The 15,635-nt window shown below is 69.6% G+C and carries 16 protein-coding genes; 11 read left to right on the forward strand and 5 right to left on the reverse strand.

Annotated elements, in window-relative coordinates; all coding sequences use genetic code 11:
• Positions 1–63: 63 nt before the first annotated feature.
• Complete coding sequence (locus AC5677_RS12790; protein WP_497195159.1) at positions 64–516, forward strand: Fur family transcriptional regulator; 453 nt, start codon at positions 64–66, stop codon at positions 514–516.
• 63 nt (positions 517–579) lie between these two features.
• Here AC5677_RS12790 and AC5677_RS12795 read toward each other — a convergent pair whose 3' ends face one another.
• Both AC5677_RS12795 and recO read right to left on the reverse strand, forming a co-directional pair.
• Positions 580–1,398, reverse strand: a complete 819-nt coding sequence (locus tag AC5677_RS12795; RefSeq protein ID WP_497195160.1) for an isoprenyl transferase — start codon at positions 1,396–1,398, stop codon at positions 580–582.
• Positions 1,399–1,453: 55 nt separating this feature from the next.
• Entirely contained in the window at positions 1,454–2,200 is a 747-nt protein-coding gene (recO, locus tag AC5677_RS12800) for a DNA repair protein RecO (RefSeq protein ID WP_497195161.1), read from the reverse strand.
• 115 nt (positions 2,201–2,315) lie between these two features.
• Between recO and AC5677_RS12805 the strand changes: the two genes are divergently transcribed.
• From AC5677_RS12805 to AC5677_RS12840, 8 genes are all read left to right on the forward strand, one after another.
• Positions 2,316–3,164 (forward strand): helix-turn-helix domain-containing protein, encoded by an 849-nt coding sequence (locus AC5677_RS12805; protein WP_497195162.1) that lies wholly within the window; start codon positions 2,316–2,318, stop codon positions 3,162–3,164.
• A complete protein-coding gene (locus AC5677_RS12810; RefSeq protein WP_497195163.1) occupies positions 3,146–3,436 on the forward strand; it encodes a DUF397 domain-containing protein in 291 nt (96 codons plus the stop codon). The genes AC5677_RS12805 and AC5677_RS12810 overlap by 19 nt, the downstream gene beginning before the upstream one ends.
• 224 nt (positions 3,437–3,660) lie before the next feature.
• Positions 3,661–5,211, forward strand: a complete 1,551-nt coding sequence (locus tag AC5677_RS12815; RefSeq protein WP_497195164.1) for an ATP-binding protein — start codon at positions 3,661–3,663, stop codon at positions 5,209–5,211.
• Positions 5,211–5,645: a roadblock/LC7 domain-containing protein gene (locus AC5677_RS12820; protein WP_497195165.1), complete on the forward strand. Its 435-nt coding sequence runs from the start codon at positions 5,211–5,213 to the stop codon at positions 5,643–5,645. Before AC5677_RS12815 ends, AC5677_RS12820 begins: the two co-directional genes overlap by 1 nt.
• Positions 5,642–6,001, forward strand: coding sequence for a DUF742 domain-containing protein (locus AC5677_RS12825; RefSeq protein ID WP_497195166.1), 360 nt, complete (start codon positions 5,642–5,644; stop codon positions 5,999–6,001). Before AC5677_RS12820 ends, AC5677_RS12825 begins: the two co-directional genes overlap by 4 nt.
• A 10-nt stretch (positions 6,002–6,011) precedes the next feature.
• Complete coding sequence (locus tag AC5677_RS12830; protein WP_497195167.1) at positions 6,012–6,584, forward strand: GTP-binding protein; 573 nt, start codon at positions 6,012–6,014, stop codon at positions 6,582–6,584.
• A gap of 247 nt (positions 6,585–6,831) precedes the next feature.
• Positions 6,832–8,166 carry a cytochrome P450 gene (locus tag AC5677_RS12835; RefSeq protein WP_497196603.1) on the forward strand — a complete coding sequence of 445 codons (1,335 nt, stop codon included), beginning with the start codon at positions 6,832–6,834 and terminating at the stop codon, positions 8,164–8,166.
• A complete protein-coding gene (locus AC5677_RS12840) occupies positions 8,091–9,368 on the forward strand; it encodes a cytochrome P450 family protein (RefSeq protein ID WP_497195168.1) in 1,278 nt (425 codons plus the stop codon). Before AC5677_RS12835 ends, AC5677_RS12840 begins: the two co-directional genes overlap by 76 nt.
• Before the next feature lie 449 nt (positions 9,369–9,817).
• Here AC5677_RS12840 and AC5677_RS12845 read toward each other — a convergent pair whose 3' ends face one another.
• Complete coding sequence (locus AC5677_RS12845; RefSeq protein WP_497196604.1) at positions 9,818–10,525, reverse strand: TerB family tellurite resistance protein; 708 nt, start codon at positions 10,523–10,525, stop codon at positions 9,818–9,820.
• Between the two features lie 281 nt (positions 10,526–10,806).
• Positions 10,807–12,585, reverse strand: coding sequence for a 2-isopropylmalate synthase (leuA, locus tag AC5677_RS12850; RefSeq protein ID WP_497195169.1), 1,779 nt, complete (start codon positions 12,583–12,585; stop codon positions 10,807–10,809).
• Between the two features lie 332 nt (positions 12,586–12,917).
• Between leuA and AC5677_RS12855 the strand changes: the two genes are divergently transcribed.
• Positions 12,918–13,985 carry a M4 family metallopeptidase gene (locus AC5677_RS12855; protein WP_497195170.1) on the forward strand — a complete coding sequence of 356 codons (1,068 nt, stop codon included), beginning with the start codon at positions 12,918–12,920 and terminating at the stop codon, positions 13,983–13,985.
• 81 nt (positions 13,986–14,066) lie between these two features.
• Entirely contained in the window at positions 14,067–14,333 is a 267-nt protein-coding gene (locus AC5677_RS12860) for a protealysin inhibitor emfourin (RefSeq protein WP_497195171.1), read from the forward strand.
• Positions 14,334–14,397: 64 nt separating this feature from the next.
• On the opposite strand, the gene AC5677_RS12865 is transcribed toward AC5677_RS12860, so the two are convergent.
• On the reverse strand, positions 14,398–15,603 hold the full coding sequence (locus AC5677_RS12865) for an acyltransferase family protein (protein ID WP_497195172.1): 1,206 nt from the start codon (positions 15,601–15,603) through the stop codon (positions 14,398–14,400).
• Positions 15,604–15,635 lie beyond the last annotated feature (32 nt).

Consider the following 15,635-nt stretch of genomic DNA (forward strand, 5'->3'; position numbering starts at 1 on the left):
CACAATGGCCGACGCACGTGCAGGGGGAATTCCTGACAGTCCTGACGTCCTAGGGAGGCAACGGTGGCGACGAGCGCGGGATCTCCGGTACGCGGCCGGTCGACGCGGCAGCGAACCGCGGTGTCGGCCGCACTCGACGAGGTCGACGAGTTCCGCAGCGCGCAGGAACTCCACGACATGCTCAAGCACCGGGGCGATTCGGTCGGGTTGACCACCGTCTACCGAACGCTCCAGTCGCTCGCCGACGCCGGCGAGGTCGACGTACTGCGCACCAGCGAGGGCGAGGCCGTCTACCGCCGGTGCAGCACCGACGATCACCATCACCACCTGGTGTGCCGCGCCTGCGGGAAGGCCGTCGAGGTCGAGGGCCCGGCGGTCGAGAAGTGGGCCGACCAGATCGCCGCCGAGCACGGCTTCCGCGATGTCGCGCACACCATCGAGATCTTCGGGACGTGCGGGGACTGCGCGGAGCGGGCGGCGCAGGCGACGCAGCAGTCCGCGGAGCGGAAGAAGTAGCCGTACACACACGAGCGGGCCGCCTCCCCCACGGGAGGCGGCCCGCTCGTGTGCGTCCCGGTCTCAGGTGGCGGACTCGCCCGCCGCAAGCTGCGCGCCCCCGAACCGGCGGTCCCGCTTCGCGTACTCCAGGCACGCGTCCCACAGGTTCCGGCGGTCGAAGTCCGGCCACAGGATGTCCTGGAAGACCATCTCGGCGTAGGCGCTCTGCCAGATCAGGTAATTCGACGTCCGCTGCTCACCGGACGGCCGCACAAAGAGATCCACATCCGGCATGTCCGGGTAGTACATGTACTTCGCGACGGTCTTCTCGTTCACCTTCGACGGGTCCAGCTTTCCGGCCCGTACGTCCGCGGCGATTGCCGCCGCCGCGTCCGCGATCTCCGCGCGCCCGCCGTAATTCACGCAGAAATACAGCGTCATCGCGTCATTGTTCTTGGTCTGCTCCTGGGCGATCTGGAGCTCCTGGACCACGGACTTCCACAGCTTCGGCATCCGCCCGACCCAGCGGATACGAATACCGAGCGCATCCATTTCGTCACGGCGCCGGCGGATGACGTCCCGGTTGAAGTTCATCAGGAACTTGACCTCGTCGGGCGACCGCTTCCAGTTCTCCGTGGAGAAGGCGTAGAGCGAAAGGTTCTTCACGCCCATTTCGATGCAGCCCTTGAGGACGTCCAGGACGACGCCCTCGCCGACCTTGTGCCCCTCGGTACGCGGCAGCCCGCGCTCCTTGGCCCAGCGGCCGTTGCCGTCCATCACGACCGCCACGTGATTCGGGACGAGTTCGCCGGGAATCTTCGGCGGACGCGCACCGGACGGGTGCGGTTCGGGCGTCTCGTACTCGCGCCGGTTACGCCCCAGAATCCCGCGTCGTGCCATGCGCCCCACAACTCCTATGTGCCTTGACGTACGTGTATCTGTTTGAGGTCGTTCGCTACTTCTCTACGTACCGGAGGGAGCGCAGGCCCCGCTCCAGGTGCCACTGCAAATACGCCGCGACCAGCCCGCTGCCCTCCCGGACATGCCGCGCCTCGCACGCATCAGCCGTCTCCCAGTCACCGGTCAGCAGCGCGCCGAGGAGGACGATGGCCTCCGAGGAGGGTACGACGCTCCCCGGCACCCGGCAGTCGCCGCAGATCACACCGCCGGACGCGACCGAGAAGAACCGGTTGGGACCGGGCATTCCGCACCGCGCGCAGCTGTCGAAACTTGGCGCATAACCATTCACGGCGAGGGAGCGCAGCAGGAAGGCGTCCAGCACGAGATGCGGCGCGTGCTCGCCGCGGGAGAGCGTCCGCAGCGCGCCGACCAGCAGCAGGTACTGCTGTACGGCCGGCTCGCCCTCGTGATCGGTGAACCGCTCGGCCGTCTCCAGCATGGCCGTTCCGGCCGTGTAGCGGGCGTAGTCCGTCACGATCCCGCCGCCGTACGCCGCGATCGTCTCGCTCTGCGTACACAGCGGCAGCCCGCGGCCGATCAGCTCGCCGCCGCGGGCGAAGAACTGCACATCGACGTGCGAGAACGGCTCCAGCCGCGCCCCGAACTTCGACTTCGTCCGCCGCACACCGCGTGCCACGGCCCGCACGCGACCGTTGCCCCGGGTCAGCAGCGTGATGATCCGGTCCGCCTCACCCAGCTTCTGGGTGCGCAGCACGATGCCGTCGTCGCGGAACAGACTCATGGGGGTCATTCTCGCGCATGGGCGCGCGGGCGTGGGCATCGGCGGGATTTCACTGTTCGTATCCTCGCGGTGACGCAGCGGCACTAGCCTTCTTCGGGAAAGGAAGGTGGTGCTCATGGCCCCAAAACGCCGACCTCGCGAGTTGCAGGAGGGCGGGTGGGAGTTTCTGGCGTCGGAACTCAGAGATCGCCGACTGGCGGCCGACTTAACCCAGGAGGAGCTCGGGAGGCGGGTGTTCGTCTCCGCCGCCTACATCGGCGCATTCGAGGTGGGGTGGCGCAAGCCGTCGCCGGAATTGGCGGCCCAGCTCGACGTCACACTGGAGACCGACGGATTCTTTGAGCGGCTCTGCCGGAAACTGCTGGAGAAGTCACCGTTCGCGGCGTATTTCGCGAAGGCCGCGGAGCTGGAGAAGATCGCTACGAAGATCTGCGACTTCGAGTCGATGACGGTGCCTGGGTTGTTGCAGACGGCACCGTATGCGCGGGCCGTCACGATCGCGAGCAATCCGTTCGCGGAGGACGATTTCATCGAGGAGAAGGTTTCAGCCCGGATAGAGCGGGCTTGCATCCTCAACGGCGCCACGCGGCTCGACTACAGGTCAATCATGCACGAAGCCGTGCTGCGTGTGGTGGTGGGCGATCCCGCCATCATGGCCGAGCAGTTGGACCACATCGCACGGCTGGTGCGCGACCGCAGGACACTGGTGCAAATCCTCCCCTTCGCAGCGGGCCCCACTCCCATCATGGGCCGGATGGCGAAGCTCATGGAGTTCGGAGATGCGCCACCAACGGTCTATACGGAAGCCGTGTTTTCGGCGAATCTGCTGGACGAATTGGCCATCGTGAAGCGAGTACAAGAGGATTACGATCTGGTGAGGGCCGCCGCCCTCTCCCCGGAGGCGTCCCTCTCCCTGATCGAATCGGCGGCTGAGGACTACAGACGATGCGCGAGTACGACTTGAGTGCCGCTCAGTGGCGCAAGAGCAGCTACAGCGACGGGCACGGCGGCGACTGCATCGAGGTCGCCCACGACTTCCCCGGCGCCGCCCGCTGGCGCAAAAGCAGCTACAGCGACCACAACGGCGGCGACTGCATCGAGGTCCGCGACGGCCTCCCCGGCGTCGTCCCCGTCCGTGACAGCAAGGTCCCCGACGGCCCGGCCCTGGTCATATCGGCCGCAAGCTGGTCCGCGTTCGTGGACAGCATCAAGACCGCTCCATCACCGGCAAGTTAATACCGCATCAATAAACGTCTCGGCCCCGCCGTCGTCCCCACGACCGCGGGGCCGCAACACGTAACCCTCTGCCTCACAAAGGGCGGAATGCGACCTTCTGCATTTCTCACGCAGGCCTTACCGAGGGCCTCACAGGACGTCATGTCCCCGGTAGCATCGCGTGATGATCGGCAAACACAACGCTGTGACCGCCGCTCACCACATTCCCCCACCCGAGGATCCCGATGACATCCATACCCGAGGCGCTGTTGTGGTGCCTCAGCGCCGGAACGGCCGCCGCCCTGGTGCTGGCGGCGTTTGTGATCCGCGCGAGGATGCAAAGCGCCGCCTTGAGACAACGCCTCAGCTCGGCTGAGGAGCAGAACTCCACCTCACTGCACGCCAATACGGAGCTGACCGCCCGGCTGCGGGCGACCGAGGCCGAGATCCGGCATCTGGCGGGGGCCCGCCTCCCCGATCTGACCCTGGCGCTGGCGCATCCGCATGTGCCCGTACGGGGCCTGCTGGACTCCCGTTTCGCCGGGTCGGAGACCGATCAGGCACTGAACACCGTGCTGGAGCAGATCGCGGAGGCGGTGACGAAGGAGCGGGAGCGGGTCGACGCCGCGGCCCAGTCCACGCTGCGGGGCGCGACCACCACCATCCAGGCGCTGCTCTACCAGCTCCAGACGCAGCTGCAGGGGATGCAGCACCGTTACGACGACCCGAACATCGCGCAGGACCTGCTGGCGGCGGACTTCCTCAACGAGCAGGCGCTGCGGCGTATTCAGGCGACGGGTGTGGTCTGTGCCGCCTGGCCGGGGCTGACCCGTGAGGACTCCTACCTCGCCGAGCTGGTCGTCGGCGCCACCTCCCGGCTGCGCGGCTATGAGCGCGTGCAGATCACCAACCAGCTGCGCGACCCGATCGCCGTCGTGGCCCGCGCGGTCGAGCCGATCGCGATCACCGTCACCGAGCTGCTGGCCAACGCGCTGCACCACTCGCACCAGGAACTGCCGGTCAACGTCATCCTCCAGCAGGGCAACCGCGGTGCCTCGGTCATCATCGACGACTACGGCGTCGGGATGCACGAGGAGGAGCTCAAGCACGCCGCGAAGCTGCTGTCCGGTGACGGGGATCTGCTGCTCACCCAGCTCGGCGACCCGCCGCGCACCGGGTTCGCGGCGGCCGGCCAGCTGGTCCGGCAGTACGGCTACCGGGTGCACATCGAGGCCTCCCCGTACGGCGGGGTGCGCGCGATCGTGTACATCCCGGGCGACCCTCTGCTCACCATCCTCGACGAGAGCCGGCAGCCCATGTCCGTGATGGCTCCTGTTCCCCACCGCTCCGGCGCGCAGGACCGGGGCACGCTGCCGACCCGCAACCCGGGCCGCGCCGCGCACCAGTCCCCGGCTCCCGTTCCCTCGCCCGCCTCGCCCGCCTCGCACGTATCCCCCGCAGCGCCTCCGGCGCCCAACCCGGCGGATCTGTACGACACCGGCTCCCTCGGCGCTGCCGCGCCCGCCGCCGGACCCGCTTCCGGGTTCGATTCCGGGCTCGGTTCCGGGCTCGGTTCCGGGCCTGCCAGGGGGGACGAGCCCGAACTCCCGCGCCGGCGCCGCCGCACCCCGGTCTCCGACCTCGATCAGGACGCCCCGCGCAGCCAACCGCAGTCCCTGCGCACCCCGGAAGAGACCGCCTCCCGCTGGGCCGCACTCCAGCAGGGCACCGAATCCGGGCGGGCCGCAGCACAACAGCCACAGCCCCCTCGCAGTATTGAAGGGAACCCCCAGTAATGAACACCCCCGCCCCCGCTCGCCGCCGCAACATCGAGGACAAGTCCTGGGTGCTGGCGCCGCTCCTGGAGCTGCCGCATGTTATCCACGCCGCCGTTATCTCCGGTGACGGTTTCATCGAGGGCTCCTCGCCCGGTCTCCAGCGGGACGCCGCTGAGGGTGTGGCGGCCATGATGTCCGCGCTCCAGGGCGCCGGACGGGCGGTGACCGCGGCGTTCGCCGAGCAGCACGACGCCAAGCTGCGGCAGACCGTGATCGAGTCCGAGGAGGGCTGGGTCTTCGCGATCCCCGCAGGTGAGAACACCTGTCTGGCCGTCTTCGCGGCGCCCGAGGTGAATATGGGTGTCGTCGCGCACCATATGCAGATCCAGGTGTCGACCCTGGGCAACAAGGTCATGAACAGTCCGGCGCGAGATCTGGGCAACTCCGCATGACCCCCCGCCAGAGCAACAGGCGCCTCGTACCGGCCTATCTGGCCACCGGCGGCCGCGCCCGCCCCAGCCGCAACACCCTGGACCGGCTCTCCCTGCTGCACACCGCGGGGATGCCGATCACCAGTGAGGTCCGCCCCGAAGAGCGGCGGATCCTGGAGTTGTTGCAGCCCGGGGCCTTGTCTCTGGCGGAGGTCGCCGCCCACCTTCGACTGCCCGTCAGTGTGGTGAAGGTGCTGGTGGCCGATCTCGTCGATGCCGGGCGGCTGTTCGCCCGTGTCCCCATACCCGAAGCCGAGCAATTCGACCGGCAGATCCTGGAGAGGGTTCTCGATGGACTCCGCTCTCTCAAGTCCTAGCACCGGCGGCATGTATCTTTCCGGCGCCGACCAGACACTCGTCAAGCTCCTGGTCGCGGGGCCTTTCGGAGTCGGCAAGACCACGCTCATCCGTACGCTGTCCGAAACCCCGCCGCTGCACACCGAAGAGGTCATGACGCAGACCGGCGCGGTCGTCGACGATCTCGACGGCGTCCGGGAAAAGACCACCACCACCGTCGCGATCGACTTCGGGCGGCTGACGCTGCCCGGAGACCTGGTGCTGTATCTCTTCGGCACCCCTGGGCAGAAGCGCTTCCGGCCGCTGTGGGCGGATATCGCGCGCGGCGCGCTCGGCGCCCTCGTCCTCGCGGACACCCGCCGGCTGGCGGACTCCTTCGAGGTGATGGACATCATCGAGGAGGCCGGGCTGCGCTATGCGGTCGCGGTCAACACCTTCCCCGATGCGCCGCATTACGACGTCGCCAAGCTCCGCGAGGCACTCGATCTGCACCCGGACACGCCGCTGGTGATGTGCGACGCCCGGGACCGGGACCAGTCCGTCGACGCGCTGATCGCCCTCGTCACGCACGTGCTGTCGCATACGCCCCAGCAAAGCCAGTAGGGGCCCAGGAGAACCGGCCAGGGCGCACACGTCCCGCGTGACAGCCCTGATGGCGACCCTGGCATGCCCCTGACACCCCCGTCGTCCAGGAGAACTCGTGACATCCCCGCACCCCCCAGGTGCCACTCCCCCGCCCGGCTGCCCGGCGCACGCCCACGGCGGCACCGGCATCGGCACCGGCACCGGTTTCGACAGCGGCTTCGACACCGGCCACGGCGTCGACACCGGCAGCGGTATTGGCAGCGGTATTGACGCCGGCGGCTGGCAGCAGCCCGCCCATCAGCCGCTCGGCCGGTCCGACGCCTACGCCCCCCTCAAGCTGCACGGGCCGGAGTTCGCCGCCGACCCGAACCGCTTCTACAACCATCTGCGGCAGTACGGCGCGCTGGCGCCCGTCGAGATCGCCCCCGATGTGACGGCCATGCTGGTCATCGACTACCGGGCGGCGCTGGACCTGCTGAACGACACCGCCACCTGGTCCAAGGACTCCCGGGAATGGCAGAAGACCATTCCGGCCGACTCCCAGGTCATGCCGATGCTGGGCTACCGGCCCAACGCCCTCTTCAACGACGGCGAGACGCACCGGCGCTACCGGCAGGTCATCTCCGACAGCTTCGAGCTGGTCGAACCGCACATCCTGCGCGCCAAGGTCCAGCACGCGGCGGACACCCTCATCCAGGCGTTCGGCGCCAGCGGTGAGGTCGATCTCATCGGCGAGTACGCCCGGCTGCTGCCGCTGATGATGTTCAACGACCTCTTCGGTATGCCGGACTCCTACAACGAGCGGCTGATCTCGGCGATCGCCGGGCTGATGGAGGCCGCCGACCCCGAGGCGGCCGTCACCGCGGACGCCGCGTTCACGTCCTACATCATGGAACTGATCGCGGCGAAGAAGGCCCAGCGCGGCCCCGACCTCACCTCCTGGTTCATGGACCACCCCAACGGGCTGTCCGACGAGGAAGTGATCCCGCAGATCGTGCTGACGATGGCGGCGGGCAATGAACCGCTGACCAACCTCATCGGCAACGCGCTCTCCCGGATGCTGTCCGACGACCGTTACTACAACACCCTCTCCGGCGGCGCCCTCACCGCGCGGGACGCCATCAACGAGGTGCTGTGGAACGACCCGCCGATGGCCAACTACTCCGCGCACTACCCCCGCCGTGATGTCTTCTTCCACGGCACCTGGGTACGCCAGGGGCAGTTGGTACTGGTCTCCTATGCGGCCGCCAACGGACAGTTCGGTTCCACCACCCTCGATCAGAACCGTACGGGCGGCGGCTCGCATCTGGCATGGGCCTCGGGCCCCCACGCCTGCCCCGTCCAGCGGCACGCCCTGGTGATCGTGACCACCGCGATCGAGCGGCTCACCGCGTGGCTCTCGGACATCGAACTCGCCGTGTCACCCGAGCAGTTGGAGTGGCGTCCCGGCGCCTTCCAGCGTGCGCTCACCGCTCTTCCGGCCCGTTTCACCCCCATCACCCCCGAGCAGGCAGGAGCTACCCCATGGGACAGCAGCCCGTCGTCATCGACCCGACCGGAGCCGATATCCACGGAGAGGCAGCCCGCCTCCGCGAGCTAGGCCCCGCGGTCCTGATAGAGATACCCGCCGGCGCCCAGGCCTGGGCCATCACCAGTCACTCCCTCCTCAAGGATCTGCTGACCGACCCCCGGGTCTCCAAGGACCCGCGCCAGCACTGGCCCGCCTGGCAGCGCGGCGAATACCACGACAGCTGGCTGCAGACCTGGGTCGGCGTCACCAATATGTTCACCGCGTACGGCGCGGACCACCGCCGCCTCCGCAAGCTGATCGCCCCGGCGTTCACCGCGCGCCGGACCGACGCGATGCTCCCCCGCGTCGAGCGCATCACCCACGCACTGCTGGACCAGCTCGCCGCGAGCCCGGCGGGCGAGGTCGTCGACCTCCGCGGAGCCTTCGCTCACCCCCTCCCCATGCAGGTCATCTGCGAGTTGTTCGGCGTGCCGGACGGTGACATGCGCACCGAGCTGTCCCAGCTCTCCAACGCGATCATGGACCCCACCCTCACCCCCGAAGAGGCCGGCCGGACGGCCGTCGCCATCCATACGCTGCTCACCGATCTGGTCACCCTCAAGCGGGAGACCCCGGACGACGACCTGACCAGCCTGCTGGTCAGCGCCCGGGACGACGAGGGCGAGCGGATGACGGAGGCGGAGCTGGTCGACACCCTCCTCCTCGTCATCGTCGCCGGTCACGAGACCACCGTCGACCTGATCGGCAACGCGGTGCACGCCCTCCTCACGCACCCCGAGCAGCTCGCACTGGTCCGCAGCGGCAAGGCCTCCTGGAACGACGTCATCGAGGAGACCCTCCGCTGGGACCCCAGCATCGCCAATCTCCCGCTGCGCTTCGCGGTCGAGGACATCGAGATCCCGGGCGGCCCCACCATCCGCAAGGGCGAGGCGATCATGCCGTCGTACGTGTCGGCCGGCCGCGACCCCCAGCAGCACGGCTCCACCGCCGACGACTTCGACATCCAGCGCCCCGGCCAGGAACACCTTGCCTTCGGCCACGGCGTCCACCACTGCCTGGGCGCCCCGCTCGCCCGCATGGAAGCCCGCATCGCCCTGCCCGCCATCTTCGACCGCTTCCCCGACCTGGAACTGGCCGTCCCGACCGAGCAGCTGGTGCCGATCGAGGGGTTCATCTCCGGCGGCTACCGGACCCTGCCCGTCAGGCTCGCGTCCGCGTCCGAGGCCGTGGCCGAGTCCGATGCGGCGGTGCCGCTGTCGGCATCGGCCTGATGCCTATCTCGTCCCTCATCGTCGCCACCCCCGTCCTCCCGGCACCCCCGGGACCCCCGCGTTTCGTTTCTCGTACGTGAAACACCACGGCCGGCCGCTCGGTTGCATCGAGCGGCCGGCCGCTTCGCGCGGCCACGCCGCGCCCTCCCGCGCACAGACGCCGTGCGCCTTCGTCCTCGCCCGCGCCTTCGTCGTCGCCTTCGTCTGCGTCTGCGTCTGCGTCTGCATCCGCATCTGCCCGCCCGCACCGCGAACCGCCGTGTCCGCGCACGGACCAGGAGGGGCGCCGCTGCTGGGCCGCGGCCCGGAAAGCCGGCCGGCGCCCGGGGCGCCCTCGCCACCCGCGGGCCACCCGCGGCCACCCCGCCGAGCGGCCCGAGGCCTCAGGAAGGCCACCGGCCCGCCTCGGCCCCGCCTCGGAACGGCCTCAGACCCGCCTCAGCCCCGCCTCAGGACGGCGTCCGCGCCGCCGCCAGCAGTCGGTTGACATCGGCCGGGCAGAGCGTCAGCGCGGCGCCGACGGTCGCCAGCACCTCGCGTTCGGCGGGCGTGTAGGACCCGTCGGCGAGGGCGATCCGGGCGCCCTGGAGGAGAAGGGATTCGCGGCCGGCCGGGGCGAGATGGGGGGCCAGCGGCTCCAGGGACTCATGGAGCTCTATGGCCAGCGCGGTGCCGCACGGGTCGAGGCCGTGGTGCCCGCACTCGCCGCCGGTCACCGCGTCGTAGGTGCCGGTCAGTCGGCCGGTGTCGGCAGCCAGCGCGGCGAGGAGGGTGAGCAGCTGGTCCTCGGAGCAGTCGGCGAACCCGGATGCCCGGACCGCGGCGACGGCGCTCTTGCGGACCGCGCGGGAGGAGGTGCCGCCGGCGGCAAGAAGGGCGAGCGTCATGGTGTGGACGGCGTCCCGGAGCATCGCGGAGAGGCGGACGGTGGTGGGGTGGTCCAGCGCGTCCAGGCCGAAGTGCCCATGGCAGGCGGAACATTCGAGGACCGGTCCCGCGGCGCCGCGCGAGAGGAGGGGGATGCCGAGCACGGTGAGCCGACGGCGGCCGGCCCGGCGGAGGTAGTTGCGGTCCCCGCCGCAGTCCGGGCAGAAGAACTCCCCGTCGGCGACGGTACGCCAGGACGTGCGCACGCCCATCACACACATCTTGTGCATCACGTCAGCCCTCCGTCACCCCGCGGCCCCGTTGCCGTCATGGGACGTGATGTTAGCCACATCGTTGATGCGCCGTCAGTACCTTGTACCGGGCAACTGGCCGGATGGCAGGGGGCCGCCACCCGGTGGCGCACCCGGTCACCGGCGGCAACGCCTTCCGAGGCGGACCGCGGTCTTGGCCGGAACGCAGGGGTTCGCGGCCCCTCAGGCGGACGGCGGACAGCGCACGGCGCCCCGCCGCTCTGCGCGAGCGGCGGGGCGCCGTGGGGAGCCGGTGCGGGTCAGCGCGCCGCGCGGTTGACCGCCGAGACAACGGCCTTGATCGAGGCGCGGACGATGTTGGCGTCGATGCCGACGCCCCACAGCACCTTGTCGCCGATCGCGCACTCGATGTACGCGGCGGCCTGGGCGCCGGCGCCCTCGCTCATGGTGTGCTCGACGTAGTCCAGCAGGCGGACGTCGACGTCGATGGCGTGCAGCGCGTCGAAGAACGCGGCCAGCGGGCCGTTGCCGGTGCCGGTCAGTACCGTGTCGTCGCCGTCGACCACGGCCTCGACGGTCAGCGCGTCCGTGCCGTCGCTGGTCGACGAGGTCTGGGCGGTGCGCAGCGCGATCCGGCCCCAGGGGTTCTCCGGGGTGGGCAGGTACTCGTCCTGGAAGACGGACCAGATGGCGGCCGGGGTGACCTCGCCGCCCTCGGAGTCGGTCTTCTCCTGGATGATCCGGGAGAACTCGATCTGCATCCGGCGCGGCAGGTCCAGCTTGTGGTCGTTCTTGAGGACGTAGGCGATACCGCCCTTGCCGGACTGGGAGTTGACGCGGATGACGGCCTCGTAGGAGCGGCCGACGTCCTTGGGGTCGATGGGCAGGTACGGGACCGCCCACTCGATCTCGTCGACGGTCTTGCCGACGGACGCCGCCTGGGCCTCCATCGCGTCGAAGCCCTTCTTGATGGCGTCCTGGTGGGAGCCGGAGAAGGCGGTGTAGACCAGATCGCCCGCGTAGGGGTGGCGAGGGTGGACCTCCATCTGGTTGCAGTACTCGGACGTCCGGCGGATCTCGTCGATCTGCGAGAAGTCGATCTGCGGGTCGACGCCCTGTGAGAACAGGTTCATGCCCAGCGTCACCAGGTCGACGTTGCCGGTGCGCTCACCCTGGCCGAACAGGCAGCCCTCGATCCGGTCCGCGCCGGCCATGATCGCCAGCTCGGCTGCGGCCACGGCCGTACCGCGGTCGTTGTGCGGGTGTACGGACAGGCAGACGTGCTCGCGGCGCGACAGGTTGCGCGACATCCACTCGAAGCGGTCGGCGTGCGTGGAGGGCGTGGAGCGCTCGACGGTGGCGGGCAGGTTCAGGATGATCTCGCGGCCCTCCTCGGGCTGCCAGACGTCCATCACGGCCTCGCAGACCTCCAGCGCGAAGTCCAGCTCGGTGTCGGTGAAGATCTCCGGGCTGTACTGGTAGCCGAAGGCGGTCTCGTCGCCCAGCAGCTTGTCGGCGTACTCCATCACCAGCCGCGTGCCGTCCACGGCGATCTGCTTGACCTGGTCCTTCGAGCCGCGGAAGACGACCCGGCGGAAGACCGGCGCGGTGGCGTTGTACAGGTGCACGGTGGCGCTGTGGGCGCCGCGCAGCGACTCGACGGTGCGCTCGATCAGCTCTTCGCGCGCCTGGGTCAGGACGGAGATGGTCACGTCCTCGGGGATCGCGCCCTCTTCGATGATGGAGCGGACGAAGTCGAAGTCCGTCTGGCCCGACGAGGGGAAGCCGACCTCGATCTCCTTGTAGCCCATGCGCACCAGGAGGTCGAACATCTCCCGCTTACGCGCCGGCGACATCGGGTCGATCAGCGCCTGGTTGCCGTCGCGCAGGTCGGTGGACAGCCAGCGGGGCGCGACCGTGATCCGGTTGTCCGGCCACGTGCGGTCGGGGATCTCGACGGCCTCGTAACGGCCGTACTTGTGGATCGGCATCCCGGAGGGGCGCTGCCGCTGGGTGGCGGCGGTGATGGGGGTGCGGCGACCGACGGCGTTCTCGGCGGGGCTCGACGGGTTCGACATGATGCGTTGGGCTCCTCGTACGGCTACTGGAGGATGGGTTCCCCCTGCTCCTGAAGAGCTCGGGGGAGGCCGACGGGGCGGATTTCCGCAACACCGAACTCCGCGGGGAGGGGGTCGGCCTACGACTACAGGCCCTCGCCGCGGCAGCTAAGGAGAAGCAGCCCGAAACGCATGATGCTCAGCAGCGTATCCGAGGATCGCGGTGACCGGTCGTCGCGTATCAGTATGCGGGACCGGACGGACATAGTGCCCTAAGTGCGACGAACCACACTTTTTTGGGAATCTTCGCGGCTGGCAGTGACACGAAGGTTACAGGGTGCCACCGTTTGTCCATGGACCTCACTCACATGGACCGCAGCCAAATGCCCGCCACCCCGGTCTTCTGCACCATCGTTCCGCCGCACATCCTCAGCAACCTGGCCGATGCGCACGAGCACGTCCGCCGCACCCTGGACCACGACGACACCCAGCGCAGCCGGCGCCTGGACGTCATCGCCCGCGGAGTGACCCCCGGCGAGCCCGGCGCCGCCGCCGACAAGCCGAACCGCACCATCTACGACGCCGGCCATCAGGAGACCGTGCCCGGCACCAAGGTGCACGCGGAGTCCGACCGTCCGTCCAAGGACGTCTCCGTCAACCGCGCCCATGCGGCCCTGGGCGCGACCTTCGAGCTCTATCTGAAGGTCTACGGCCGCAAGTCCATCGACGGCGCCGGACTGCCGCTGAACGCCACCGTCCACTACGGCCAGAAGTACGACAACGCCTTCTGGGACGGCGAGCGGATGGTCTTCGGCGACGGCGACAACGACCTGTTCCTGGACTTCACCATCCCGGTCGACGTGATCGGCCATGAGCTCACCCACGGCGTCACCCAGTACACCGCCAACCTCGACTACCAGGGCCAGTCCGGGGCGCTCAACGAATCCATCTCGGACGTCTTCGGCTCCCTGATCAAGCAGTACGCACTGGGCCAGAGCACCGACCAGGCCGACTGGCTGATCGGGGCCGGGCTCCTGGGCCCGAACGTCACCGGCAAGGCGCTGCGCTCCATGAAGGCGCCGGGGACCGCGTACGACGACGATGTGCTGGGCAAGGACCCGCAGCCCGCGACGATGAAGGGGTATGTGCAGACCACCGACGACAACGGCGGTGTGCACATCAACTCCGGTATCCCCAACCACGCCTTCTATCTGGCCGCCACGGCGCTCGGCGGCAACGCCTGGGAGAAGGCGGGACAGATCTGGTACGACGTGCTGACCGGCGGGGACCTCGCCAAGGACGCCCAGTTCGCCGATTTCGCGGCCCTCACCGTGGGCGCCGCCCGCGCCCGCTTCGGCGCCGGGGACGAGCACGAGGCCTTGGTCAAGGCCTGGACCCAGGTCGGGGTGAGCGCCGAGTAGCGCACGCCTCCGCAGGCGCCCGTGAGGCCGATCGGGGCCCGTGGGGGCGGTGGCCCGCGCCTTATGGGGTAGGAGCCCCTCATGCGTATTGAGATCCGGCGCACCGGTGGCTTCGCGGGCATCGAGCGCCGCGCCGAGGTCGACACCTCGGCGCGGTCCGATGCCGACGAATGGCACGCCATGGCCGAGCAGGCCCTCGCCGACGCCCGTGACACACCGCCCGTCGGGGTGCCGGACGGCTTCCGCTATCAGCTCACCGTCGACGGGCGGTCGGTGTACTGCGCCGATCCCCGGCTGACGGACGAGCAGCGGGAGCTGATCACGCGGGTGCTCAAAGAGGGCGGGTAGGCGGGCCGTCCGCCCGGCCCGGCGGGACCGCCCCGCCCGCCGGGCCGGGTCCGCCGGGCGGGGCTCACAGCACGCGGTCGGCGCGCGGCAGGGAGCGGACGGCGTAGGCGACGGCCCAGCACAGCGGCAGGGCCACGACGGCGACCAGCGCGAACTTGGCCGCCGCCGGGGCGTGCAGCCAGCGGAACGCGTAACCGAGGCCGACGAGCACCGGTGCGTGGATCACGTACACCGCGAAGGCATGGCGGGAAAGGAACGCCGCGGTGCGCCCCTGCCGGTTGAGACGCTCGCGGAAGAGGACGGTCAGGCCGAGCACGATGCCGATGGCGAACGCCGCCTGCCATACGGCCATCGCCAGCGACTGCCAGGTGCCGTGCCCGTCCATCACTCCCGGCTTCGCGGCCGCGGCGACCGGCAGAAAGGCCAGCGTCGCGACGGTGGCGACGGCGAAGCCCACCCGGCCCGCGGTGCGGGAGAGCGTGGCCGGCCAGCCACGGCGGTGGGCGAGCACCCCGAGGACGAAGAAGCTCGCGTACTGCGGGAAGTAGCTGGGCGAGGGCAGGCCGAGGAACGGGAGATAGCTGCCGTCCGGGACGGGGAAGCGCCACAGGTAGGTGGCGAGGGCCAGGGCGACGGTGAAGAGCACGATGGCGCGCGGCCGCAGGGGCCGTGGGGTCCGTATCGGCTCTCGGCCGGCGGCACCGCCGTCGGCCGGGAGGCGCTGCGCCCGGCGGCGGCGGACGAGGGCGTAGAGCGCGGCGAACACCAGGAGCACCTCGACGAACCACAGCGGGCCCGCGTCCCAGCTCAGCAGGTAGTAGAGCCAGTACGGCAGCGATTCGCCGCGGGCGGCGAACTCGGCCCGCAGGTCGAAGTAGCCGCCGATGCCCGTCAGCGGGCGTATCAGCAGCAGGAAGACGAGCAGCGGAATGCCGAGCCGCTTGAGGCGGTCCCGGATGAACGGCCGCGTGCCCTTGCGGTCGTAGGACGCCGGCGTGAAGTACCCGGCGATCATGAAGAAGAAGCCCATGAAGAACGCCTGGTTGAGCATGACGAAGAGGTCCAGGACCAGCCCGGAGCCGTCCCGTGCGGGCTCGGTGTAGTACCAGGCGGGGATGTTGCCGTAGGTGACGGCGGTGTGGTGCAGCACCACGAGCGCCGTCAGCGCGATACGCAGGTTGTCGACGTAGTGCAGCCGGGCGCGCGGCGGGCGCGCCACGGCGGGCTCGGGTCCGGCCGGCACGATCGTGCGTTCCGGTACGTCCGTCATCAAGTGATCCCCCGTTGAGTGCAGTTCAGTGG

This window comes from Streptomyces sp. JLSY215 (assembly GCF_059682825.1).